The sequence below is a fragment of the Holosporales bacterium genome, from assembly GCA_031263535.1.
Lineage (GTDB): Bacteria > Pseudomonadota > Alphaproteobacteria > UBA3830 > JAIRWN01 > JAIRWN01.
On the sequence record JAISFO010000006.1, the window covers coordinates 21040 to 44246 of the forward strand.

A 23207-nucleotide genomic window follows, 5' to 3' on the forward strand; every position below is an offset into this window, starting at 1 on the left:
ATGTTGTTAAAATTCCATAAAGCTCATGGGTTAGGAAACGACTTTGTTATAATCGATAAGGCGGACCTAAAAGACTTTAAACTAACGACCGACATTCTAACAAAAATTGCCAACCGTCACGAAGGGATTGGCTGCGATCAAGTTATCTTGTTTTCAAGTAATGACCTTAATCCAGAATCAGCCGACGTCTGGTTTTTTAACCAAGATGGGACTGAGGCCGAAACTTGCGGTAATGGCCTTAGGTGTCTGGCTGCTTCGTTGCATCAGAGTACTGGAAGGAGGGAGTTTGTTATAACAACCAACGTTGACAAGAATGTTATAAAAATCTGTAACGTCTGTGTTCGACAAGACGATAAGATAACGGTAGATATGGGCGCATCATCTTTTGATGGAGTAAAAATACCACTACAAAACGGATTAGATCCAATGAACGTTATTATAAAGGAATATGATTTGTGCGGGACGGCGGTAAATATAGGCAATCCGCATATTGTCTTTTTTTTAGATGATCCAGATGGTATGGATTTATCAAAAATTGGCCCTAAGATAGAGCGTCACCCTTATTTTCCAAGGCGAGTAAACGTAAGCTTCGCAAAATTGAATTCGAGTAGTAGGATTCATATGAGGGTATGGGAAAGGGGAGCCGGTATTACAAAAGCCTGTGGCAGCGCTGCTTGCGCGGTAGCCGCGGTTGCTCGTAAAAAGGAAATGACTCAAGGTCGAGTCACTGTTACACAGCCTGGTGGAATCATAGAAGTGGATATAGATGAAAATTCCGGGAGCATAAGCCAAACAGCGGATGCAGAAATAGTATTTTCCGGACAGATGCAAATATAGATGCAATCAGCCAGCCAAGAAATAATTGATCAACTTAATCCGCAACAGCGCGAGGCGGTCATCCAAATGGACAAGCCTTTGCTTATCCTGGCAGGTGCTGGCACCGGTAAGACGCGCGTTCTAACCAGTAAAATTTCTTACGTAATTACCGAACAGTATGCCGGTCCACAAGAAATTCTCGCCGTAACCTTCAGCAATCGCGCAGCCGGCGAGATGAAGCACCGCATTCCTTTTCAGCTTGGATGGATAGGTACATTTCACGCCAACTGCGCGAAAATACTGCGTCGACACAGTGATTTGCTGGGTATAAAAAGCGACTTTGTAATCCTTAATCAGGACGATCAGCTCAAGCTCGTCAAGCAGATCCTACAAGACGAAAACATGTCCGATAAAAAAGATGCGCCGGCCGAAATCTTGGCCATCATAAGCAGGTGGAAAGATGCAGGGCTTGAAAGCAGCGGCGTGATGCCTTCAAAGCGAGAGGTTGAGCGCCAAGCCCTTAAAGTATATGAAATTTACCAAGAGCGTCTTCGTTCCTATGACGCGGTGGACTTTGGCGACCTAATACTCTATACGCTTAGGCTTTTTAGAAATAACCAAGACGTGCTTCAGGCTTACAGAGACAGGTTTAAGTATATATTTGTGGATGAGTATCAAGACACCAATGTGGCCCAGTACCTGTGGCTTAGAACGCTAAGCCCAAATGGCAGGGGGCTTTGTTGCGTGGGGGATGATGATCAGTCAATATACAGTTGGCGAGGTGCTGAGGTCGGCAATATTTTGCGCTTCTCGCAAGATTTTCCAGATGCCGTGGTAATAAGGCTTGAGCAAAATTACAGGTCTACCAAACATATACTGGAGGCTGCTAGTGGTTTGATTGCTCATAACCGCCAAAGACTTGGCAAAAAGCTTTGGTGCGCTGATGAAAATCAGGAGGAGAAACTTAACATACATGGCCTGTACAGCAGCAGAGACGAATCATTGTGGGTCGCGCAGAATATATTGCAAATTAACAAGCAGCTTAATATATCGCTGAGCGATATTGCCGTTCTGATTCGTGCTGGGTTTCAAGCGCGCGAATTGGAAGAGAAGTTCACCGCTTGGGGAATCCCGTATCGCGTTATCGGTGGCCCCAGGTTTTATGAGCGTCAAGAAATCCGTGACGTAATTGCATATCTTCGCCTTGTATGTCACCCAGACGACAGTATGGCTCTGGAACGAATCATTAACGTCCCAAGGCGCGGGATAGGACAATCAACCGTCAATCAGCTGCATTCTTTGGCGCTTGAGTCAGGTATTTCTTGTTTTCAGGCAATCAGCCAATTATCCTCAAGCCAAGACGTAAGGCCATCTACGCGTAAGGCTTTAGATGAGTTTGTCAGCGATATAAATCGTTGGCGAGTGGATATGAGCGGCCTGCCGCCTTTTAAATTGGCCGAGAAAATAGTATCAGAATCTGGATACAAGGCCGCTTTGCAACAGTCTAAGTTGCCAGATTCAAAATCTAGGCTTGAGAACGTGAAGGAGCTGATCCAGTCACTTGAGCATTTTCAGACATTACAAGAATTCCTTGAGCACGTAGGCTTAGTTTCAGAAAACAGCCAACAAACCGAAAGCGAAGATATGGTCACCCTGATGACTTTGCACAGTGCCAAAGGGCAAGAGTTTGATACCGTTTACCTATGTGGTTGGGAGGAAGGCTTGTTCCCCAATCCTATATCGGTTCAAGAGGGTAATTTAGAGGAAGAGCGCCGGCTGGCCTATGTGGGCATTACGCGGGCAAAGAGGCGTGCATTTATAACTTTCTCTTCGCAAAGACTTGTCTATAATCAATGGCAATCCACTGTTCCATCCAGGTTTATAAGCGAGATACCTAAAGAGAACGTGGTCGCTAGCCAAAGTTATAGAAAACAAGGTAATGTGTCGTGTTTTTTCTCAAAAAATGCTGTCGGCAGGCAGAGCGGTGAAGAGTCTCAGGTGTTTAAAGTTCGTTTACCTAGCATAGGCGCTCATGTTTCGCATAATCAGTATGGCAATGGGGTCGTTATTGACACGACTACATCCTCTGTAGAAGTGGACTTTGACGATTTCGGCCGAAAGAAGATTATTCCCGAATTTTTGCGCATTAATTAAATCATGGAGCAAAGGCTATGAGTGATAAAGTTATTGCTATTGTTGCAGGAGGAACCGGCGGGCATGTTTTTCCGGCCGTATCTGTATTTCAAGAACTAAAAGCCAGAAAGCAGAAAGTTCTGTTTATCACAGATCAGCGTGCAGAGCGGTTTTGTGCGGATATTTCCAATGACGACTTGATTGTTATGAAGACCATCAGGGTTCCTAAACAGCTTGATCAGATTGCCAAAAACTTTTCCAAGCTTTTGAAAAACATCAAGATCGTCAAACAAATGTTGGCTTTAGAAAACATCGCCTTGTTTGTGGGATTTGGCGGTTTATTTAGCTTGGTTCCGCTTATTTACAGTTATCTAAAAAAAGTTCCTTTTATAATACATGAACAAAATGCCGTAATGGGGGTTAGCAATCGATTGCTTAGCAGGTTGGCTCATCAGGTTTTTTTGTCTTATCCCAATACTAAATATGCCACGAAGAATGCATCGGTATTGGGGCTTCCTATAAGAAAAGCTTTTTTAGATTTGGTCGATAATCAAAGCCCAAAGCAAGAGCCAAAAGATAAGTTCGAAATATGTGTCATAGGTGGAAGCCAGGGCGCCAAGATATTTGCCGAAGAAATGCCCCAATCCCTTGACGCCTTACCACAAGCCTTAAAGGAAAAAATCAATCTGATTCAGCAGGCCAGAGCCGAAGATGTGCAAGACTTGGAAGAGAGGGTTAAAAAAGCGGGGATTGAGGCTGAGGTTAGGCCGTTTATTATGGACTCTGCTTATGTGCTGTCGAATACTGACCTTGTGATATGCAGGGCGGGTGCGTCGACAATCGCTGAGGTTGCGACTTTAGGCAGACCAGCAATAATTATCCCTTTCGCTCAAGCCAAAGATAATCATCAGGTAGCAAACGCTAAAGCCTATGTCCAAAATGGTTGTGGCTGGCTTTTAACCGAAGAACAGTTTCGCAAGGGCGAGCTTACTAAGCTGGTGGAATACCTTATGGAGCATCCACAGGAATTATCTAAAGCATCAGATAACATGAAGAAAAATCGCAAGCTTGACGCGACTTGCTTAATAAGCGATAAAATCTGTCAAGATTTTCTTTGATCAATACACAATGAATCAGATGAAGGACTTTGCCATGACCTTAAAGCCGATTCACTTTGTCGGAATCGGCGGCATTGGGATGAGCGGCATAGCAGAAGCCCTGCATAACCTTGGATATAAGGTCAAGGGCAGCGATATAGCCAAAAATAATAACACAGAGCGGCTGTCTAAGCTGGGGGTGTCTATTGAATATGCGCATTGCGCCAGCAACGTGCATCAATGCGGGGTTATTGTAGTATCTTCGGCGGTACAATCAGAAAACGTTGAAATAAAAGAGGCTCGACGCTTGAAAATACCAATTATCAAGCGAGCCGAAATGCTGGCTGAGCTTATGAAATTCAAACATTCGATCGCCATAGCCGGGGCCCACGGCAAAACAACCACTACGTCAATGGTTGGCGCAGTGCTTGAGAAAGCTATGTTTGATCCAACCATAATTAATGGCGGGATAATTAATTCCTATGGGACAAATGCAAAGATTGGTCAGGGGCGCTGGGTTGTGGCCGAGGCGGATGAATCGGACGGTACATTCTCAAAATTACCTGTCACGATTGTGGCCATTACTAACTTAGACAAAGAGCATATCGATCACTTTTGCTGTATGGAAAATATTCGTCAAGCGTTTATTAACTTTGCATCCAATGTTCCTTTTTATGGCATAGCGATAATATGCGCAGATGACCCGGAAGCTTCAGAAATCGCCAAAAGCATACATGACAAAAGAGTGATAACTTATGGCCTGTCGCCTCAGGCCGACATCCGCGCAGTTAATGTATCAATCTCGGAAGAAGGATCTGATTTTGAGGTCACTTTATCCGATTTCGCCCGAAAAACCTTTCCCGAAGCGCAGACTTTTGAAGGGCAAAAGGTACATATACCATTGGTTGGGCGACATAATGTTCAAAATTCGCTGGTTGCGCTGGCGGTTGCTCTTGAGCTTGGCATACCAATTGCAACCGCTGTTGAGGCCTTGTCTACATTTTCTGGTGTTAAACGACGTTTTACCCTAGCAGGAACCTTTAACGGTGCAAAAATTATCGATGATTATGGCCATCATCCAAATGAGATTAAGGCGGTACTGACTGCTGCTAAGGAAATTTGTCGTGGTAGTGTGTACGCGGTAATTCAGCCCCATCGCTATACCAGACTTAGCAGCCTGTGGGACGGCTTTAAGCAAGTACTACTCTTGGCAGATAAAACTTTCGTTGCGCCGGTATATTCAGCCGGAGAGGCCGAGATTAGCGGCATAGATAGCGGAAATCTTATAAAATCAGCTGGTACAGGCGAATTAGTTGCTGATATTGATGACTTAGCCGGTAAAATAGCCAGAAAATTGAAAAATAACGATATATTGATCTTTCTTGGGGCCGGTTCGATCACCCGCTGGGCCAGCTGTGCCTGCGAAGCGTTTGCCAAGCATATTCGTTAGTCGATTTGAATATATTAAAAAAAATATTTAGGTGGTTTACACATTCAATAGTATTTTGTTAAGCTTTACTTGAAGATTATTAACTGATGATGGCGCTTATGAATATACATTGGCTGGATTCCTCCATAATTGCTGCTTACTTAGTTGTCACGATGATAGTTGGCGCGCTTTACGGAAGAAAAACTTCAACCGTTAAAGATTATTTAGTAGGGAATAAAAACTTTTCAGTATCCGTTTTGCTGATGACAATATGTGCAACTTGGTTGACTGGCGAGTGGTTACTTGGCACAGCGACTGAGGTCTATATTTCTGGCTTCAGCTATATAGTTCCGAGTGTGTTATCTGGTTCGTCTTGTTTTTTTATAATGTATATAGTTGCGCCAAGGGTTGCTAAATTTTCGCGTGCCTACACCGTCGGGGACGTTATGCACGCCATGTTTGGAATACCTGGGAAAATAGCAACCGGCGTGCTGGGCTTAGTGTTATCTATTGGTTTCGTAAGCACCCAAGTAAAATGTATGGGATATGTCTCTGAGTACTTTTTTGATTCTAAAATGCTTGGAATTATGGTTGGCGGCGGGGCGGTCGTATTATATACAGCCATGGGCGGGATTAAGTCTGTTGCCTTTACAGATGTTGTGCAGTTCCTGGTTTTGATAGTGGCAATTCCATTGGTTTATTCCATTACCCTGAGTGCTGTAGGTGGGTACAGTGGACTGCTGAACAAGCTTCCCGCAGATTACTTTACAATACCAAATAAGGATATAGTTAAAGATCTGGCTATATTTGTGGTGCTGGGAATACCCTTTTTAGATCCAGCTATGAGCCAAAGAATGCTTATGAATGGCCCAGGCTTTGGTATCAGAAAGCCTTTTAAAATTCTGACATTTGTTATGCTGATTCTGTATTTTTTCGCAGCAATCACAGGGGCGGTAGTATATGTATGCTATCCTGGAATAGACCCTAATTTAGCCTATCCCCTTATGATTGACTACGGGCTGCCGTGTGGAGTCAAGGGGCTAGCAATTGCAGGAATTTTTGCCGTGCTTATGTCCACGGCCGATTCCTATGTGAACGTTGCTGCGTCATCGCTTATGTATGATACATTCGGCGTGATGATAAACAGCAAATTTTATCAAAGGCACAAGCTGCAAATGCTGAAACTTTCTTCTTTCGCTATAGGCGGATTGGCTTTACTTGTCGCTATGTTGGACCTTAGAGCGATCGAGCTTATTATTAACTTTTGTGGCTTTTGGGGGCCTGTCGTTTTAATACCGCTTTATGCAGGACTGTTCGGGTTTGTGACAACTCCTTTATCCTTCACCGTTGGCGGAATTGTTGGGCTTTTGGTTACTGCTTACCTAAAACTGTTCGTCAGCGATATGTCTTTCTGGATCTCGATTCCCATATCGATGGTGGCCAATGGCCTGGCGTTTTTCATTACGCACCACGTACAGAAGTATTTCTTTACCTTCGACTTTGTACGTAAAGTGAACGAGCGCAAAGACGCCATAGCTGAAGCTCAAGGTATTGTAAGGCCTTAACGCTTAGGGCAGTTAATGGCCTGAATAGCTCTAAGTATCTATAACCGCTTTTACAGGCGTGCTGTTAGTTCGTAAATGTGCTATATCCAGCCTTAAGTGTTGAATCAGAGCGTGCTGCTTACTGTGAGAATATCCTACAGTTTTGGTATGATGGATTTATTGCATGCAGGGCATATAGAGGCTCTGAAGCAGGCCAAGGCATCTTGCGATCGGCACATATTTTTGCTACCCATTGATTTCGCGAAAAAAAATCAAAACTAATTCCTTAATTCAATACTTGCCGCCATATCCTCTAGTGTCGCCATCAGAACCCAAGATAGCTTCGCTTGTCACTTTTCTCGGAATATTATTCTGCCTTTTGTAAGGTCGTATGGGGTCATCTCTACTTGAACTTTGTCGCCTGCCAGTACTCGTATTCGGTTTTTTCTCATGCGTCCAGAAGCATGCGCTAATATCGTATGACCGTTTTCCAGCTTCACCCGAAACATAGTGTTAGGCAGCACCTCTGTCACTTCGCCCGCAAACTCAATTAAATCGTCTTTTGCCATTTACCTTCGCAAACTGTTGCTTTGCTATACAAGTTTATACAACAAAAACGCATAACATTTAACCATCTCTAGCCTTGCATGATTCACAAAGGTTCAGGTGTTACTTATAAGTCACATCTGCCCATTGTGATGGACGCCCTTGATGTTGCAGTCAGATTTGTATAGACTCAGCCTCGCTGTCCCCTTCGTCTAGTGGTCCAGGACATCGCCCTCTCACGGCGGCAACGGGGGTTCGACTCCCCTAGGGGACGCCATTTTCTTTGTATGGCGAAGGCTGTCCTGGGTGCATATAAAATCAGTTAAATTCCCTGTCGTAAATCCAGGTGCAGATTTTTGCGTTATCCTGAAAGATAATCTGCCAAAGATTGGTGACAATTCCATTCTGGCCATAACATCCAAAATTGTCAGCCTTTTTGAATCGCGCGTTATCGCAAAAAAAGACGTAAAGATTAAGGCCGATTTGGTAAAGCAGGAAAGCGATTTTTACCTAGAAACCAGCCAAGACAACCCCATGTTTATCACAATAAAACACGGGATGCTTATACCTGCGGCTGGTATAGATGAATCCAACGGTGACGATCGTTATGTTCTGTATCCGCTTAGCCCATTCGCCTCAGCCGAGCGAATCTGGCGATATGTTAAAGAGCTTTTTGGAATAAAAAACCTTGGCGTAATTATAACAGACAGTCACACCACCCCAATGCGCAGGGGCGTAACCGGCATAGCCTTAAGCTGGTGCGGACTTGGGGCAACCAGAAACTGCATAGGCCGATGTGATATATTTAAAAACAGACTGCAATATACTTATGTTAACAACATCGATGCTCTTGCTGCTGCAGCGGTATTCACAATGGGCGAAGCAGATGAGCAGACCCCTACGGCAATTATCACTAACGCCCCTAATATAACCTTCACCCAAGCCCCACCGTCTCAAGATGAAGTAAACAGTTTTATGATTAATCTTGAAGAAGATCTGTATGGCCCTATACTTAACCGGGCAAACTGGATTAAAGGCGGTGGTGGATCAGCTTTATGAAGTGTTCAGTTGTTTATATAAGCCTGGGGGCAAATGTTGGCAATCGATTGGATAATCTGAGGATTGCCGTCACCAAAATTGGCGAGAGATGTCTTTCAAATATCAAGGGATCTATTATCCTAGAAACCCCGGCTATATTACTGCCAGGCTCACCAAAGTCTTGGGACAAGCCGTTTTTGAATATGGTCATAAGGGGCGAAACCCAACTTACTCCACACCAGCTTATGGATCAGCTAAAGCAAATAGAGGTAGAGCTTGGAAAACCAGTCCAGCATGAGAAATGGAGCCCTAGAACAATCGATTTAGATATACTTTTATATGGAGATGAGGCTGTTGAAATCCCAGACTTAACAATACCGCATAAAGAATTATTAAATCGGCCATTTTTCCTGCATTTGATAGGTTTAATTGACCCTAAAGCGACGTATCCTGATCACACAACAACCGCCGACTTGGCTATAGACCTGTCGTCTTTATTTACCAACAGCTTTGTCCTGTTTCCCAAGCTGGTTGGGGTAGTCAATATTACACCAGACTCATTTTCCGATGGTGGTCAGCATTTTAAGACAGAGGAAGCGATAGAGCACGCAATTCGCTTAGTCAAGCAAGGTGCCGCGGTCATAGAGCTTGGACCACAATCGCTTAGAGTTGGCGCTGAGCTGCTAGACGTACATCAGGAATGGGCAAGGCTAGAGCCAGTTCTTGCTGGGATTGAGGATTTTCAGAAGCATGAGAAATATAAGATCTGCATCAGTATAGAAACGCTGTCCCCTGAGATTGTGCAAAAAATTATAAACAGGGGCCCAGTATATTGGATAAACGACGTTGTCAATAAATGGGATGACCATACGCTTAAAGCCATAGCAGAAAGCGGAGGCAAAATCGTCTCTATGCACTCGCTGGACGTTCCGCCTAAAAAAGAACACACGATTAAAGGCGATGCAGTTGAGCATGTTAACGCCTGGGCCAAGGAGACTTATACAAGACTATGCAGTAATGGGTTTACTAAAGACCAAATTGTATTTGATCCGGGGCTTGGTTTTGGGAAAAATTGCTATCAAAATCTGGCGCTTTTAAGAAATGTTGAGGCGCTTAAGCAAATAGGCTGCGAGGTAATGATGGGGCATTCGCGTAAATCGTACTTCAGCGCCGTAACAAGGCTTCCGCCCGCTGAGCGCGATCTTGAAACAATGGCAGTCAGTTCAGTACTTGCCGAAAGCGGCGCCGATTACTTACGCGTGCATAACGTTGCCGATCATCAAAGATTTTTTGCCGCTCGCGCTTTGGCGATACCATAAGTTTTTTGCTAGTCGCTACGCGCCAGATGCCTTGAGCCTTTCTTTTACTTGCTGTTTTTCTTTTTCAAATGACTGAGACTGCTGAGTAGAGATATTCTGAAGCTTAAGGTATCCCCTATGGTCCAATAAGGTATTCCCGCCTTTCGTACACCCACATAAAACGCATACGACGGCCAACCATATTGACGGCTTAAAGCTGGCCAAAGCCTTAAGCTTCACCTTCCACATCCATAAGGCAAACCTCAACGGCTTTTTCGGGTGGGGTTCCAGTCTCAATCACCATGTTAAAAGCCGGCACAAACTTATTGCATTCAATCAGCACTGTATCGATCATTTTTTCAAGCACTTCCGCGTAGGCGTACTCTTCCTGAATGACATTAGAAACGCAAAATATCACCATGCGTTGAGACAATATTAAATCAAAATGCCCAAACCACAGCTTTTCGTTCATGGTGGCAACCAACTCTGTTATTTCTTTTAGTTTGCTGTCCTCGAACTTTGTGGACATATCGCAATAGCAGTGCAGGATGCGCCTGTCTCGATTCCATGAAAAACCCAAAGCATATTTGCCACAGTGTCCTGACATAGTGGCGCATATTCGGCCGTCAAAACGCTTATGCTTGCAATCCCATTGTGTAAACATGGTTTCAAGCATCTCAATCGGCGTATAGGTGCTGTAAGTCATAATCTTTGCTCGCGCACATGGCTAGCGACATGCTAAACTGACCGCCAATTAATGTAAAGCCAATCTGAAGCCTTTGCAGTATAAAAACCACCCTCAGTGCATATTCGACCTAACTTTACTGGCGCTTACGGCTTTTCTTGAAAAAAATGGAGTGGAAAAATTCCGAGCCAACCAGGTCTGGAATTGGCTGTATGTCCAAGGCCAATTTGACTTTAGTCAAATGATAAATTTGCCCGGCTCTTTAAGGGCTTTTTTGCAAGATCAATTATCTTGTGAACTGGCAAAACCGGCCAAAGAGCTTGCGTCTGCTGATGGAACGAAAAAATGGCTGTTTGAAGCGCCAGACGGCAAAAGCTTTGAGGCTGTTTTTATTCCAGATAAGACCCGGGGAACACTTTGCATTTCAAGCCAGATTGGCTGTTTTATCGGCTGCAAATTCTGTTACACCGGCACCCAAGGCTTTGAGCGAAACCTCACTTCTGGCGAAATCGTTGCACAGGTACTGTTCGCCAAAAAAATCCTTGGCGAGTGGCCAACAAGTCCCCATAACAAGAAAATTACTAACTTAGTGTTCATGGGCATGGGCGAGCCGTTATTTAACTATGACAACGTATGCACGGCCATAAGCATACTTATAAGCCAGGAAGGCTTAGCCTTTTCAAGACACAGTATAACCGTATCCACATCCGGCATAACGGATAAAATACTGCCATTGGCGCAGGATACTGGCGTTAATCTGGCTATATCACTACACAGCGTAGACGAAGACAAAAGGTCGCGCCTGATGCCAATTAATCAAACTTTTAAATTGAGCGAACTTCTTGCTGTTGTAAAACAGTATCCAGAAGCCAGCAGGACTGAGCGAGTAACTTTTGAGTATATTATGCTTAAGGATTTTAATGACTCTAAGGCTGACGCGCTTTTACTGGCACGCACGATAAGCGGCATCCGTGCAAAAGTAAACCTTATTCCTTTTAACCCTTGGAAAGGAAGCGATTTAGAGCCTTCCGACCCGGAGGTTATTCAAAATTTTGCAAAAATCCTTCGCAAAGCTGGTTACACATGTACAATTCGTAACAGCCGTGGACAGGATATAATGGCCGCTTGTGGTCAGCTTAAAACTTCAAAGCCCTTACCAAATATTAGCTAAGGGCTCTGAAATTAGTAACGCAAATTAGTTTTTAAAACTGTTATTCACTGTGGGCGATTGCTGCAAAAACCTGACCATCCTTTGATTCCTTTACTGTTTCCCAGCTCCGAAATCCATCTTGGCTAGTAATTATGCTATTTTCCCCCGTAATAGCGAATTGTGTTCCGCCATCCTGAATGACTCTACGAAATAAGCCAGGAGATTTTGGGGCACGATCCCAACCGCCACCTGTTGTACTAGTGTACATATTAGATTCTGTGGTGACAATAAGCCTGTCTGCGGCATAGGTAATAAAAAGGGATTCATTAACGTTTGGCTCCTTGTGCCATGGACAACTATTAGCGATACATCGAAAGCTCTTTAAGTCTAAACTACCATATGTACGATCACTACTTACAGCTATACATTGATTTCCACTATATGTGACAACTCCCAAAAAAGGGCGATCACTATCAATTTCCGTTAAATGCAAGCTTTTTCCATTGTCTGAGCTGCTAAGCAACACGCCAATTGATTGCGGATAATAGGGATAGGTATTACTGCGCTTTTGACAAGCCCCAAAAATAACGAACTCATTTTGCCAACAAACAATGCTATTTAATTTGTAATTTGAATATATCCCATCAGGTAACTTTAATAATTGCCAATTAATTCCTCCATCTAAGCTAACTAACAGCGTTCCTTTATCTCCTGTCACAATAAATTGATTGTTATAAAAAATAACACGGAATAAATCTTGCTCAGTACCAGAATTTTGTTTCGTAAAACCAAGTCCATTTGGGCTGATCCATATACGCCCACCATCTCCTACAGCGACAAACCATCCCGCCCCATGAGCAACGTCTTTTACCTTTCCATCGAAACGCAATTGTCGTTCAAAATGAACCCCTTGATCAAAGCTAACTAGCCCAAATCCCTCATCAAACAAAGATCCTACCACGACCATTCGGTTTGTGCCGCCATATGCGATACCCCGATCGATAAGACTTGGTATGTTATTTAGGCCATTGTATCGAGGATCGATTCCCTCTGCTCCTCTTCCTAAATCTAGGCTTGCTATCCTAGCCAGGATGGCAAGAACATTAGGCTCACAACGCAGCATCCTACCCATTGTGTTTAATTTTTGCGTAAAATCCTCGGACCCCATTGCCGAAAGTAAGGCCGGAATAGTAGAATGTTTGCTTGGATCTAAGCCAATACGAGCAGCAACCTGCCCTAGATAAGGTCTGGGAGCCGATGCCTCCGAACCAGCTTCGTCGTCGCTGCCAGAACCTACCAAAGCCGCTTGCCCATCAACATGAGCTTCAGGGGCTGGGGGAGCCGTTGGATCAATTTCATCATCATTAGTGCTATCGTCATGATGATGATAAGGTTTTTGTGCAGCTGCATAAACTACTTTTTGAAGTCTTTCGGCATCTGTTGATCCATGATCCACTATCCCTAACTTAGCTTCTGCCATTCTTAAAACTTTAGCATTGGATTCAGCGCATGCTCGAAGAGCTAGCATTTCTTTTCTCACCGACGCTAACTTATCCTCCATTGCAGATTCCTCAACAGAGAAAATTAAGCTGGTAGATGGGCGAGAAGCAATGGCGGTATGTAGATTAAAAATAACAAACCCGACCGACATGCAATAATTAAACTTTTTCAATTATTTCCTTTCTAAATTGGCTATCTTCCATACTATAATAGCAATTCATATTTGTCAAGATGTTTTTTTATCTAAACGATCAATCAAGCACGACCTTCGGCAAGTGCAATGTAAATTACAATAAGGAAAATTAAAAAAAATAATAAAGCCACCCGCGTAAGTGGATGGCCGGCTTTGTAAAGATTAACTAGCGTACTCCTGGGCATAAAGCGCGCAATATTTAATCGTCATCAGGCGTAGCGTCTAATAAATGTGGCACCGTTGTACGATCTGTAGCTGTAAGCACATCAAGATTAATGTTTAATGCACACGGCGACGTTTCAAGTATATTGGGGTCAACATCTGATAAACGTATCGCTATATCGTTTACAACAGAATTACTTGAAGGAGCGTAACTAACAGGCTCTCTCCATGAAAAGTAAGTGACTCCATAGAGAGCATCAATGGTATTTGATTGCTGCAAGTTCCACGGCCCCTCATCAATAAGAGGGCTAGTTAATACTGTACCTCCCTCTCCTACTGCGACGAACAAACCGCCTAGAGCGTATATTAATGCATAAAGATTATTTGTCGTGCCTGAATTTTGCCGAACACATTCATTATAATTACTCCGCCACGCTAATATAGTGCCATCCTCACCCACCGCTATCGCGATGGCTTGTATTTTATCATATGCAATTGCAAAGAGGCTTTTTTCAGTTCCCGAACGTTGTGGAATCACATGACCACCATCATGTGTAATTAATAACATTACACCATGTTCTCCCACTGCGATGAATTGATTTCCATCATCAGTGGATGCAAAGATATTATCCCTAGTATTTGTCTCTAGCGCGCCAAAATTAACATGGTCTTGACTAATAAGTGCTGTACCCTGATCTCCTACGATGAGTGTATATCCATTTGCGCTAGTAATACTATTAAGATTACGCTGAACGCCCGATGTTTGTAACGTCCAAGACACTGCATCCTCACTGGTTATAACTGCGCCAAAATCCCCCACCGCAATGTACCGCCCATCTATACATCTAACACAACGCAAATTTGTCCTAACAGGAGGATCTTGCCGCACCCAAATGACTCCTCCATCCATACTGACCCACACTGAACCTTCCTCACCTACAGCCACAATCTCACTACCGTTTGCGGCAACACAACTCAGGCCGCAGTAATCATCAGTAGAAAACGGTTCCAAAACAGCAGCATTTATACTGCGTAGTATTACATTTTTTTTTCGGGGATAAGGGCTGCTGCCATCTCTTCTAAGAGAACCATGTCCTACTATAACGAATCCACTATTAGCACAATCGATAAGCTCTATAAGTGAAGAGTCTCCGTGATGGCCAGGATAAAGATTTTCTACGGCCGGCCCCAAATTCAAATCTAAAAAAAATGCCATTATATCCGAAAGAGAAGCGTCGTGGGATAAACCACACTGCACGGCCGCCTCACCCATATTTGAATTATCGGTCAATACGCGGAAAATGTCTAATATTGATCCACCAGGCTCAATTCCAAAGTTTATTGCAGCCTGCCGAATATCAAGTTCGGCAACTGTAGTAACAACCGACGCCACTCTTTGAGAAGGCAATTTGTCATCACCAGACAGCTCTACATTAGCTTCTGCTTCTCCTAGAGCTGAGCTATCTTTAAGCTCATCAGATGATTTAGTAATACCCTGTTTGTACGTGCTGAAGCGTGCTTGAAGACGCTGATGTCTCTCTAATTCTTCATCTAATTCGTCTATAATTCCGCGGGAAGAGACGGGCGGCTTATCATCACTGGATGGTTGTTCCTTTTTTTCGGCAAGAGCGCCAGCGAGGCGCCGAACCTCGTCAATATCTGATCTCGCACCCCTCAAATCCGCTCGAATCTCTAAATAATCGGAATAGAGAGAAGCGGGGTTCTCTGAGTCTGGAAGACTAGCATGAGCGGTATTTAAATTGCTTATAACAAACCCTAACAATAAACAGTAAAAAGCGCTTTTTATAAAACTATGTATTTTTATTCCTTAAAAAGATATTTAATATATACAACACTAAACTCACAATTGTCAATATATTTTTTTTATTAATATAAGCAAACCGCTCTTTGAGCGCTTGTTGCGAGCCTTTCCCACTATGTCTATCTGAAAATTATACAAGTGGGTTTACCTGAAGTTTTACTTATTGATCGCCAGAGTCTGGAAGATGTATGGTGAGCGAGAGGTCGCAGTATGAGCAAATCAGCAATCGCCTTGATTTTTGCGTGTAAGTTTTTGGCGTGTGTAGTTTTTCTTTGGGCTTTGGGATTTTTTGTTTTTCTGCTTAATGTGCCAACCAAACAGCCAGATCTTCAGGCACTGATGGCCAAGCTATCAGGGCCAATCGATGCAATCGTGGTCCTTACCGGAGGTAGGTCCCGAACTAAATGCGCTATAGACCTTTTGGAAAAACAGTATGCGTCGAACCTTTTTGTTTCTGGGGTTAACAAGTGCGTGTCACTGCAGGATTTTTCAGTATATATGCATGACAGGGATTTTTCTTACTGTAAGACCTCGCTTGGATACAAAGCGCAGGATACCGTCGGCAACGCCCATGAAATTAAACAGTTTCTACAAGAGCGTGGATTTAAATCTTTGATATTGGTGACGTCTGACTATCACATGTTAAGAAGCTTGATTTTATTACGCCGTGCGGAGATAAATGCTGAAGTCATTCCATATCCAGTGTTTTCCAGAAAACGCGGAGGAAGGTGGCTTGCCTTGGCTTTAAGGGAGTATAATGCAATCGTGTGCCTGATTCCGTCAATATTGTTAAAGTGATAAATTCGGCGAAAATTAATCCAGCAGATAACGCCAAGGCATCAGGTTCCATTTTACTTTGGTTCAAGTCGTTGATTTTTAATATCGGGCTTTATTTGTTTCTGTCTTTCTCGTTCATAACGGGGCGCTTTTTTGTAAAGCGAGATGCCGAGGCCATCCATGCGTTCTTTGTAAAAGTAAACCAAAGAATTCATCGATGGTTTTGCTTTTGTATAGGGGCGAGCCTTAAGGTTTATGATAAGGAAAACATTCTTACAGAGCCCGCAATATACGCCATAAGGCATGAGTCTGCCTGGGAAACCCTGGCATTTATGTCAATTGTTCCAAGGGCGTGCTTTGTGCTTAAGGCCGAACTTGCCCGCATACCGTTTTTTGGGGAAATCATAAAAAGACTTAAAATGATTGCGATAAACAGAAAGGACGGCTTGCGCGTGATATCTGTTATGAGCAAGCAGGCTGCGGACAGGCTGCAAGAGCGGTTTAACGTGATGATTTTCCCAGAAGGAACGCGCATGTCATCTGGTCAGTTTGGTAAATTGCATGCTGGGGTGTATGCCATATACAAGGAATCCGGCGCTAAGGTGGTTCCGGTTGCGCTGAATTCTGGTAAAGTTTGGCCTAGGCGGGTTTTTACTAAATATCCTGGTTGCATAAAGGTAAAGTTTATGCCTTATATTGCGCCTGGTCTTGGTAAAGCGGAATTCATGTCGCTTTTGGAAGAAAAAATAAAGTCAGGAACCACTTCGCTTTATGAATAGCGTAAAGATTTTTATAGACGGCGCTTGTAAAGGCAATCCTGGCGTTGGGGGATGGGCGGCTATTTTGAACATAAGCGGCCAGGAAAAAGTTATTTCTGGTCGAGACCCTAACACCACCAACAACAGGATGGAACTAACCGCCGCCATAGAAGCCTTACGCTGTATCAATCAGCCAGCGTCGATTGAGATACACACAGACAGCCAGTACGTCCGCTTAGGGATAACGCAGTGGGTGCAGGGTTGGAAAAGAAACAGCTGGAAAACTTCAAGTAAAGCCTCAGTCAAAAACAAGGATCTGTGGGAGCAACTGGATGCTTTATGTCAGCATAAGGACATCGCCTGGAACTGGGTCAAGGGGCACGCTGGCAACAAAGAAAACGAAAGAGCCGACAAACTCGCCAGCCAGGCTTGCGTAGCCACTTAAGCAAAGCCTGGCTGGAAATTATGTAGCTTAATCCACAAGACCGAGAACTGGCGTCATGGTGCCCATCAGGTGTAGATGTTGGAAGGGCTGCTTAAATTGTTCTAGACTACCTTTTAATTTTCTATACTGTATTCTTGCCCAAAAATTGCCGCCATCTAAATCCTCAACCATTTGAAGACCGTCGAATGTTTGTTTTTCAAACACATAGCGCAATACTGCTCTCGGTATTTGATGAGTAACTAGCATCATAACCAAATTATTAGTGGGAATACGCGATCTTGCAATCAAGTCAGACGCCGTATTTTGGATAGATGATAATAAGTTATAAACTATAAACATACCATTCTCCTTGCCGTTCCCAAATTCTAAAGGATTTTCTGCGAACTTCTTATACAGTTGTACAACCTGTGGGTTATCTATAGGAAGTCCAGTTAGCTCTGGTATATAGACATCATTGGCTGCCTCTGTGTCCACATATCTTACCTGCCCCCATCTTGAAGTTCGATTAAGTACTTCTGTGGCGGTTTGTTGGCATCTGGTTAGTGGACTTCTAAGTACCACCAATGGGCTATGTAAATCATCAGCGCTTGAGGCTGTTTTGTCTAGCTCTATTGCTAGCGGCTGCGCATATCTATCGACTAGAGCGGCCGAGCACTAGCCCTTGATCGTTGATTAGTTCCTCTTGGAGACTCTTCTAACAATTGAGGCCGAGAAAAATCGGTACTTTTTGACCTAGTGGCTGTTCTAGTAAGACTTTCGTCATAATGGCGGGTAAGCATCGACTGCGCATCCAAGCAGACAGTTAAAGAAGAGAAAATGGCTAGGCCTATAAAATTCTTACGCATAATTCACCTCATAAAACATATACAGATGTGATTATGATGTATTTCGATTAAAAGATAAATAAAATTTTATTAATTTTTAAGTTAACGTGAAAAATTTAAAATTAACCATTTTCTAAAAAAAATACAAAATTGCTAAACTTGGATTAATAATCGTTGTGGCGTATTATTGCTAAAGTTTTTATGAGGAAACGATGGCGTCTATTCAGACATATGGGTTGAACTTAGTTGATTATTGTGTCCTTGGCTTTATGGCATTGTCCGGAATAATTGGTTTTGTTCGCGGTTTTGTGCTTGAGTTTTTTGGCATTTGCGCTTGGGCGCTGGCCTTTGTTGGGGCCAAGCTGATATTCCCGCACGCTAATCAATTTTTGGCCGGACATATAACTAATGAGGTTTTGTTGTGCGCTACCTGCTGGTTTATATCCTACACATGTGCCTTCATAGTATTAACAGTAATAAAGCACTTGGCCGCCATAGCGGTTAAGGGAAGCCATCTGTCAAGTCTAGACCGGCTTATAGGGTTCCCTTTTGGCATAGTGCGTGGATTTTTTATAATAACCGCATGTTTGTTTGTGTTTTTACTTTTCTCGCTGGAAAATGTGCCAGGTTGTTTAAGCCAATCGCGTTGCTATCCGTTCTTTAACACTACGGTTCGCACTATTTTCCGTTATCTTGACATAAGCTTAGGCGCCTTGAAGGAAAAAATGGCTGACGTGAAGGCCAAAGTAGTCGAAGCGGATTGGTCCGACGAATCACAGGAAACCGAAAAGCAAGTTGAGGTTCTTTCTAACCTGGTTCCTAAGCAAACGGATGAGTAGTGCTGCTTACGTTCTGTTCATCGCGACGGCGCTTTGCGGGTGTTCTGGTGGAAATGACTTCAGTAAAGCCGGTGATCGTTTTGCGCATTATGCTCACCTTGTCAATGTGGCCTCAGGCATAGATGTTTCTTCTGAGGATAGACCTACGCTATTCGCAACGATTTATAAAGCCTTAGAAACCGGACGCTCTGGTCAAAAATTTCGCTGGAATAACAAACGAGCTGGCGCAAGTGGGGTTATTGTGCCTGCCAAGGCCTACTTCGATAAACGCGGTCGTATATCCCGTGATTTTATATATGCGGCTGACGAAGAGCGTCCCAGAAAGCTGTCTGCCGTCAGGAATGAATTCGGCGTATGGCAAATATCTGATACAAGGGATACATCGGGCGAGTAATTCGCCTTATTTTTGTGTTGACTTAAGGGTTGTTTATTGAATAATGACAACTGATATGATGTCTTTAAGTTTGGGTTGAATGAGGACTTTTTCGTTAAAACCAGCCGATGCGAAGAAGGAATGGTTGCTTATCGATGCGCAAGATATGGTGCTTGGGCGCTTGTCTGCCTTGATTGCCAGGTTTTTGCGCGGCAAGCATAAGGCGGTTTTCACTCCGCATGTAGACTGTGGAGACTATGTCGTCGTGGTTAATGCCGACAAGGTTCATCTAACCGGCAATAAGCTTAAGGATAAAATACTGTACTGGCATACAGGTTGGATAGGCGGCATAAAGCAGCGTACCGTTGCGGAGCGGCTGTCCAGCAAGAATCCTGAGCAAATCTTGATTAAATCGGTGGAACGTATGATTTCTCGTAATCCTCTAGGCAGGAAGATTATGGGCAATCTTAAGGTTTATGCAGGGCCTACGCACCCGCACGAAGCACAAAGTCCACGACCGGTTGATATTGCTTCGCTTAATACAAAAAACAAAAAGAGATAAAAGTGTCAAAGTCAGAAAAAGATAAATCAACTACTGGTAAAGCAACGGCATCTTCTGCTGGTAAAACAGAAAATAAAGTTACTGATGCCGGTAAGAATAAGACAGAAAAAACCACTAAAAGCAGTACAAAATCAGCTGATCACAAGACTGTAAAAGTGGTATCTAAGACGGCTGTTTCTAAAACGGCGGTGGTTGGTAAAGCTGCCGATAAAAAATTGACCGTATCGGCTGATAAAAAAGCGCCTGCGAAGAAAACTGTATCGCTGGGGGACGCGATTAAAAGTAAATCGGCAGTGGGCTCCGGTGCTGGTAAATCGGCTAAAGCTGGCAAGGGGGATACGGCGTCTGGGCGACCTACCAAAGCTAAGGCGGCGATTGAAAAAGTGGTCGTTGTACGCAGTGGAACACGCAGCAAGAAGGTCGCTGCTGATCAAGAAATAACCCTAAAATCCTCAACTGCAGAGTCAAGTACTGGCAAAGCCGCTGGCAGCTTAGGCGAAGCGCTTGGGTCTTTGGGTGAGGCTTTACGCGAATCCAACACTGCGGTTCCTGCAAGCGAACGTGGTCCAGCGATCGATAAGCTTGGTCGCGCCTATGGTACCGGTCGTCGTAAAGAAGCGGTTGCGAGAGTATGGATTAAGCTTGGTTCCGGAAGGTTTATCATAAACAAAGGCAAAGATTTGGGGCAGTATTTTGCCAAGCCGTCTTTACGCGATGTTGTATTGCGTCCCTTTATCGCGACCGATTGTGTTGGCAGGTATGACGTTACTTGTACGCTTAGTGGCGGGGGCTTATCAGGACAAGCAGGCGCTTTGCGTCATGGTATAAGCCGCGCTTTGCTTAGTTACTCGCCTGATTTACATAATCTTTTGAAAGCCGATTCATTGCTAACTCGCGACAGCAGGACGGTAGAACGCAAAAAATACGGCCGTAGAAAAGCCCGCAGACGCTTCCAATTCTCTAAGAGATAACCTTCCAGCTTCTTTCTCCATTAGCTCAAGTCGGATTGTTACTGCCGTTTGTAAAGGGGGGTACGTGTGACGATCTGTCTAATACTGTGCTACATCGGTCAAGGGTTGCTAACTAAAAAAGCCTAAAAGATCTGTTTGATGACTGTAATGCTGCATAAACGCAGTTTTATAAACGTTCAAGCAAACTTGCAGGCTTGCTTGATGGATGTAATACTAACTTGCCTCGGTTTGATAATCGTCTAGGCAAGTTTTATGGCGAGTCTGATATGACGCAGCCAAGGTTGCGGCTTGCAATTCAACATAACCATCCTCGATGGATGTTATTGCTGTGGCAAATAATTAAATTTAGCAAAATCTACAAATCATAACTTTACATCAAATTTAGATAAAGCTGGTGACTTTGAATCGAGCGATAATTTTAGCTTAGGTAAACTTCAGTTCGCAGAACTGGCAATCGAGGAAGCCGTTCAGGCTTCCGAGCCTTGCGTTAGCAAGCCCAAATTGGGAAAGATTAAAATATTATTCAGTTGGTTAGGGAAGGATAACGAAGAGATAAATCTCAAGCTTGGTAAATGACCGCGACGTGATAAAATATAAAAAACTATCAGTCGTGGTATCTATTTTCTTTTTTGGTAACGCTTACCTCTAGAAGCGCTGGCAGGTCGTTTATTCCTTCCGATGTACGGCTTCTTTGCAAGCTGGTACACTACCCAGCAATCGCATAGATGTAAGCCTTACCATCCAAGGTAACAGCTACGCATTAGATTCTAGCTGGCCATCCCTTACCAAATACTTCATGATATGAGACAACCAGTATATATACTTAAATTGCTTCATTGATGCAGAAAACGGCGTAATAAATACAAGAAACGTCAGGGCAGACCGCTTATTTCTTCCGAGACGCTTCTTTGTAAGTTGATCACTATCCAGCAACCGCACGGATGTAAGCTTTGCCGTCCGAGGTAGTGGCGTTACACATTGAGCTTTAGCCGGCCGTCTCTTACCAAATACTTCACGGTATAAGACGGCCAGTATATATCACTATCAAATTGCGTATCGGACAGAACACAATGCGATGGATACAAAAATACCTGCGGTATTCTATTCATTCACCATCTCACACCCCTGAATGCACTTCTAAGGTAATAATCCCTATCAGAAGGTTTGTTTTTTGCTTCCATAGCGCGACGAGCCATATCTGAGGCATCCCGTTCATCTACACCATTTTCCCTAAGCAAATGCGCTATATAGCTTTGGCTATCTTCGCTACTTATTATTGGGAGGCCATAAGGATCAGGGTGATAATCGGGGACAGCCTTACGAAGCTCTTCTAGGGGAATAACACCCTGAGCAGCTTGTATCGAACGATGTTTGATATCTGCAGGCATACTTTCTGGAAAAACATCGTATATCGGCTTTACAGAAGCCACAGCAAAAGCCTGATCATGAAGAGATGTGGTACTGAAAGACCCTCTTATTAAATAATGATCATTTAACTCTGGGTAAAGTTGCATTATATGGGACAAAGAAACGTTTTCCAGATGCGGACTTTTAGATAGAGCTTCTAACAGAAGAACGTGTCCTTGTTTCCCTTCTAAAGAAAGTTGATTATGCACTTCATTTATGCGGTTTGTGTCACCGTATTGTAAAGCATAGTTATCAACAACCTCTTTCATTCCTGAAGGCATTTCGCCATTTGGTGAAAGTTCGGCAATTTTAGGTGCTAATTTTTGCCTTAGCTCGGAAATGTAGCTATCCTCTGTAGCCGAAGCATCCGCTCTTCTCATAGCCATTGCATCATTATCTAACACCGACGATACTAAAGCCAATGCAGTAGCACTAAGCAACAATTTTTTATTCATTTCACTTTCCTCAAAAATAATTAAAACTCTTTGGCAAACAGTTTTGTATCAGACTCTAATCTTTCTAATTAGATTCAACATACATTCCTATTTGCCCCTACACTCAGACCAGAAGTAACATCTTCTTCAAGAGCAAGATCTGTACTTCCACTCCAGAGCGTATAATCAATATATAACAAACAATCATTAATTTCAAGTTAATTTTTGAATAATAAGGGATTAGCCATTTGGTTATCTTGGGCAATACAGTAAGAAATATTGAAAACATAGTATTACATATTTATCAAAGTAGAATGAATTTTTTTCTGCAATCTGCTTTTTAGTTAGATCGCCTAAGAGCCCCCCCCCCCTATACAATTGCTAAATCTAGGCGCAGTTTAAGA

The 23207-nt window shown here is 43.4% G+C and carries 24 protein-coding genes and 1 tRNA gene; 17 read left to right on the forward strand and 8 right to left on the reverse strand.

Annotated elements, in window-relative coordinates:
* The 6 genes from dapF (at position 1) to LBL30_00490 (ending at position 7301) form a co-directional block, all read left to right on the forward strand.
* Positions 1 to 837, forward strand: a complete 837-nt coding sequence (gene dapF, locus LBL30_00465) for a diaminopimelate epimerase (GenBank protein ID MDR1031586.1) — start codon at positions 1 to 3, stop codon at positions 835 to 837.
* Complete coding sequence (locus LBL30_00470) at positions 838 to 2970, forward strand: UvrD-helicase domain-containing protein (protein ID MDR1031587.1); 2133 nt, start codon at positions 838 to 840, stop codon at positions 2968 to 2970.
* A 17-nt stretch (positions 2971 to 2987) separates the two neighbouring features.
* A complete protein-coding gene (gene murG / locus LBL30_00475; GenBank protein ID MDR1031588.1) occupies positions 2988 to 4067 on the forward strand; it encodes an undecaprenyldiphospho-muramoylpentapeptide beta-N-acetylglucosaminyltransferase in 1080 nt (359 codons plus the stop codon).
* 10 nt (positions 4068 to 4077) lie between these two features.
* Positions 4078 to 5496 (forward strand): UDP-N-acetylmuramate--L-alanine ligase, encoded by a 1419-nt coding sequence (gene murC / locus LBL30_00480; protein ID MDR1031589.1) that lies wholly within the window; start codon positions 4078 to 4080, stop codon positions 5494 to 5496.
* A 98-nt stretch (positions 5497 to 5594) separates the two neighbouring features.
* Positions 5595 to 7040, forward strand: a complete 1446-nt coding sequence (locus LBL30_00485; GenBank protein MDR1031590.1) for a sodium:solute symporter family protein — start codon at positions 5595 to 5597, stop codon at positions 7038 to 7040.
* A gap of 150 nt (positions 7041 to 7190) precedes the next feature.
* A complete protein-coding gene (locus tag LBL30_00490) occupies positions 7191 to 7301 on the forward strand; it encodes a hypothetical protein (GenBank protein MDR1031591.1) in 111 nt (36 codons plus the stop codon).
* Between the two features lie 68 nt (positions 7302 to 7369).
* Here the strand turns inward: LBL30_00490 and infA are convergent, their stop codons facing one another.
* Positions 7370 to 7588, reverse strand: a complete 219-nt coding sequence (gene infA, locus LBL30_00495; GenBank protein MDR1031592.1) for a translation initiation factor IF-1 — start codon at positions 7586 to 7588, stop codon at positions 7370 to 7372.
* 178 nt (positions 7589 to 7766) lie between these two features.
* Here infA and LBL30_00500 point away from each other — a divergent pair.
* From LBL30_00500 to folP, 3 genes are all read left to right on the forward strand, one after another.
* A tRNA-Glu gene (locus tag LBL30_00500) sits at positions 7767 to 7842 on the forward strand.
* Between the two features lie 29 nt (positions 7843 to 7871).
* Positions 7872 to 8624, forward strand: a complete 753-nt coding sequence (locus LBL30_00505) for a coenzyme F420-0:L-glutamate ligase (GenBank protein MDR1031593.1) — start codon at positions 7872 to 7874, stop codon at positions 8622 to 8624.
* Positions 8621 to 9922, forward strand: a complete 1302-nt coding sequence (folP, locus tag LBL30_00510) for a dihydropteroate synthase (protein MDR1031594.1) — start codon at positions 8621 to 8623, stop codon at positions 9920 to 9922. The genes LBL30_00505 and folP overlap by 4 nt, the downstream gene beginning before the upstream one ends.
* Before the next feature lie 15 nt (positions 9923 to 9937).
* Here folP and LBL30_00515 read toward each other — a convergent pair whose 3' ends face one another.
* Both LBL30_00515 and LBL30_00520 read right to left on the reverse strand, forming a co-directional pair.
* Complete coding sequence (locus LBL30_00515) at positions 9938 to 10150, reverse strand: hypothetical protein (GenBank protein MDR1031595.1); 213 nt, start codon at positions 10148 to 10150, stop codon at positions 9938 to 9940.
* A complete protein-coding gene (locus LBL30_00520; GenBank protein MDR1031596.1) occupies positions 10131 to 10607 on the reverse strand; it encodes a YbjN domain-containing protein in 477 nt (158 codons plus the stop codon). Before LBL30_00520 ends, LBL30_00515 begins: the two co-directional genes overlap by 20 nt.
* A 73-nt stretch (positions 10608 to 10680) precedes the next feature.
* Between LBL30_00520 and rlmN the strand changes: the two genes are divergently transcribed.
* Positions 10681 to 11757 (forward strand): 23S rRNA (adenine(2503)-C(2))-methyltransferase RlmN, encoded by a 1077-nt coding sequence (gene rlmN / locus LBL30_00525; GenBank protein ID MDR1031597.1) that lies wholly within the window; start codon positions 10681 to 10683, stop codon positions 11755 to 11757.
* Between the two features lie 40 nt (positions 11758 to 11797).
* Here rlmN and LBL30_00530 read toward each other — a convergent pair whose 3' ends face one another.
* Positions 11798 to 13408 carry a hypothetical protein gene (locus LBL30_00530; GenBank protein ID MDR1031598.1) on the reverse strand — a complete coding sequence of 537 codons (1611 nt, stop codon included), beginning with the start codon at positions 13406 to 13408 and terminating at the stop codon, positions 11798 to 11800.
* A gap of 220 nt (positions 13409 to 13628) precedes the next feature.
* Positions 13629 to 15269, reverse strand: coding sequence for a hypothetical protein (locus LBL30_00535; GenBank protein MDR1031599.1), 1641 nt, complete (start codon positions 15267 to 15269; stop codon positions 13629 to 13631).
* 354 nt (positions 15270 to 15623) lie between these two features.
* On the opposite strand from LBL30_00535, the gene LBL30_00540 reads away from it, so the two are divergent.
* The 3 genes from LBL30_00540 to rnhA are packed head-to-tail and all read left to right on the forward strand — an operon-like array spanning position 15624 to position 17393.
* The gene (locus tag LBL30_00540) at positions 15624 to 16211 is read left to right on the forward strand and encodes a YdcF family protein (GenBank protein ID MDR1031600.1); all 588 of its coding nucleotides are present in this window, start codon (positions 15624 to 15626) and stop codon (positions 16209 to 16211) included.
* Positions 16181 to 16969 carry a 1-acyl-sn-glycerol-3-phosphate acyltransferase gene (locus LBL30_00545; protein ID MDR1031601.1) on the forward strand — a complete coding sequence of 263 codons (789 nt, stop codon included), beginning with the start codon at positions 16181 to 16183 and terminating at the stop codon, positions 16967 to 16969. Before LBL30_00540 ends, LBL30_00545 begins: the two co-directional genes overlap by 31 nt.
* Positions 16962 to 17393 (forward strand): ribonuclease HI, encoded by a 432-nt coding sequence (rnhA, locus tag LBL30_00550; protein MDR1031602.1) that lies wholly within the window; start codon positions 16962 to 16964, stop codon positions 17391 to 17393. The genes LBL30_00545 and rnhA overlap by 8 nt, the downstream gene beginning before the upstream one ends.
* 27 nt (positions 17394 to 17420) lie before the next feature.
* Here the strand turns inward: rnhA and LBL30_00555 are convergent, their stop codons facing one another.
* On the reverse strand, positions 17421 to 17867 hold the full coding sequence (locus LBL30_00555) for a hypothetical protein (GenBank protein MDR1031603.1): 447 nt from the start codon (positions 17865 to 17867) through the stop codon (positions 17421 to 17423).
* 164 nt (positions 17868 to 18031) lie between these two features.
* Entirely contained in the window at positions 18032 to 18238 is a 207-nt protein-coding gene (locus tag LBL30_00560; protein ID MDR1031604.1) for a hypothetical protein, read from the reverse strand.
* A gap of 191 nt (positions 18239 to 18429) precedes the next feature.
* On the opposite strand from LBL30_00560, the gene LBL30_00565 reads away from it, so the two are divergent.
* The 4 genes from LBL30_00565 to rpsI all read left to right on the forward strand — a co-directional run bounded on the left by LBL30_00565 (position 18430) and on the right by rpsI (position 20962).
* Entirely contained in the window at positions 18430 to 19056 is a 627-nt protein-coding gene (locus LBL30_00565) for a CvpA family protein (GenBank protein ID MDR1031605.1), read from the forward strand.
* Positions 19049 to 19450: a hypothetical protein gene (locus LBL30_00570; GenBank protein ID MDR1031606.1), complete on the forward strand. Its 402-nt coding sequence runs from the start codon at positions 19049 to 19051 to the stop codon at positions 19448 to 19450. The genes LBL30_00565 and LBL30_00570 overlap by 8 nt, the downstream gene beginning before the upstream one ends.
* A gap of 79 nt (positions 19451 to 19529) precedes the next feature.
* The gene (gene rplM / locus LBL30_00575; protein ID MDR1031607.1) at positions 19530 to 19991 is read left to right on the forward strand and encodes a 50S ribosomal protein L13; all 462 of its coding nucleotides are present in this window, start codon (positions 19530 to 19532) and stop codon (positions 19989 to 19991) included.
* 572 nt (positions 19992 to 20563) lie between these two features.
* Positions 20564 to 20962, forward strand: a complete 399-nt coding sequence (gene rpsI, locus LBL30_00580) for a 30S ribosomal protein S9 (protein ID MDR1031608.1) — start codon at positions 20564 to 20566, stop codon at positions 20960 to 20962.
* A 1109-nt stretch (positions 20963 to 22071) separates the two neighbouring features.
* Here rpsI and LBL30_00585 read toward each other — a convergent pair.
* Positions 22072 to 22824, reverse strand: a complete 753-nt coding sequence (locus LBL30_00585) for a hypothetical protein (GenBank protein ID MDR1031609.1) — start codon at positions 22822 to 22824, stop codon at positions 22072 to 22074.
* Positions 22825 to 23207 lie beyond the last annotated feature (383 nt).

What these genes read in the sequence shown, in the direction of transcription:
- dapF (MDR1031586.1), top strand. Translation starts at nt 1, where the DNA reads ATGTTGTTAAAATTCCATAAAGCTCATGGGTTAGGAAACGACTTTGTT.
- LBL30_00470 (MDR1031587.1), top strand. Translation starts at nt 838, where the DNA reads ATGCAATCAGCCAGCCAAGAAATAATTGATCAACTTAATCCGCAACAG.
- murG (MDR1031588.1), top strand. Translation starts at nt 2,988, where the DNA reads ATGAGTGATAAAGTTATTGCTATTGTTGCAGGAGGAACCGGCGGGCAT.
- murC (MDR1031589.1), top strand. Translation starts at nt 4,078, where the DNA reads ATGAATCAGATGAAGGACTTTGCCATGACCTTAAAGCCGATTCACTTT.
- LBL30_00485 (MDR1031590.1), top strand. Translation starts at nt 5,595, where the DNA reads ATGAATATACATTGGCTGGATTCCTCCATAATTGCTGCTTACTTAGTT.
- LBL30_00490 (MDR1031591.1), top strand. Translation starts at nt 7,191, where the DNA reads ATGGATTTATTGCATGCAGGGCATATAGAGGCTCTGAAGCAGGCCAAG.
- infA (MDR1031592.1), bottom strand. Translation starts at nt 7,588, where the DNA reads ATGGCAAAAGACGATTTAATTGAGTTTGCGGGCGAAGTGACAGAGGTG.
- folP (MDR1031594.1), top strand. Translation starts at nt 8,621, where the DNA reads ATGAAGTGTTCAGTTGTTTATATAAGCCTGGGGGCAAATGTTGGCAAT.
- LBL30_00515 (MDR1031595.1), bottom strand. Translation starts at nt 10,150, where the DNA reads ATGTGGAAGGTGAAGCTTAAGGCTTTGGCCAGCTTTAAGCCGTCAATA.
- LBL30_00520 (MDR1031596.1), bottom strand. Translation starts at nt 10,607, where the DNA reads ATGACTTACAGCACCTATACGCCGATTGAGATGCTTGAAACCATGTTT.
- LBL30_00540 (MDR1031600.1), top strand. Translation starts at nt 15,624, where the DNA reads ATGAGCAAATCAGCAATCGCCTTGATTTTTGCGTGTAAGTTTTTGGCG.
- rnhA (MDR1031602.1), top strand. Translation starts at nt 16,962, where the DNA reads ATGAATAGCGTAAAGATTTTTATAGACGGCGCTTGTAAAGGCAATCCT.
- LBL30_00560 (MDR1031604.1), bottom strand. Translation starts at nt 18,238, where the DNA reads ATGCGTAAGAATTTTATAGGCCTAGCCATTTTCTCTTCTTTAACTGTC.
- LBL30_00565 (MDR1031605.1), top strand. Translation starts at nt 18,430, where the DNA reads ATGGCGTCTATTCAGACATATGGGTTGAACTTAGTTGATTATTGTGTC.
- LBL30_00570 (MDR1031606.1), top strand. Translation starts at nt 19,049, where the DNA reads ATGAGTAGTGCTGCTTACGTTCTGTTCATCGCGACGGCGCTTTGCGGG.
- rplM (MDR1031607.1), top strand. Translation starts at nt 19,530, where the DNA reads ATGAGGACTTTTTCGTTAAAACCAGCCGATGCGAAGAAGGAATGGTTG.
- LBL30_00585 (MDR1031609.1), bottom strand. Translation starts at nt 22,824, where the DNA reads ATGAATAAAAAATTGTTGCTTAGTGCTACTGCATTGGCTTTAGTATCG.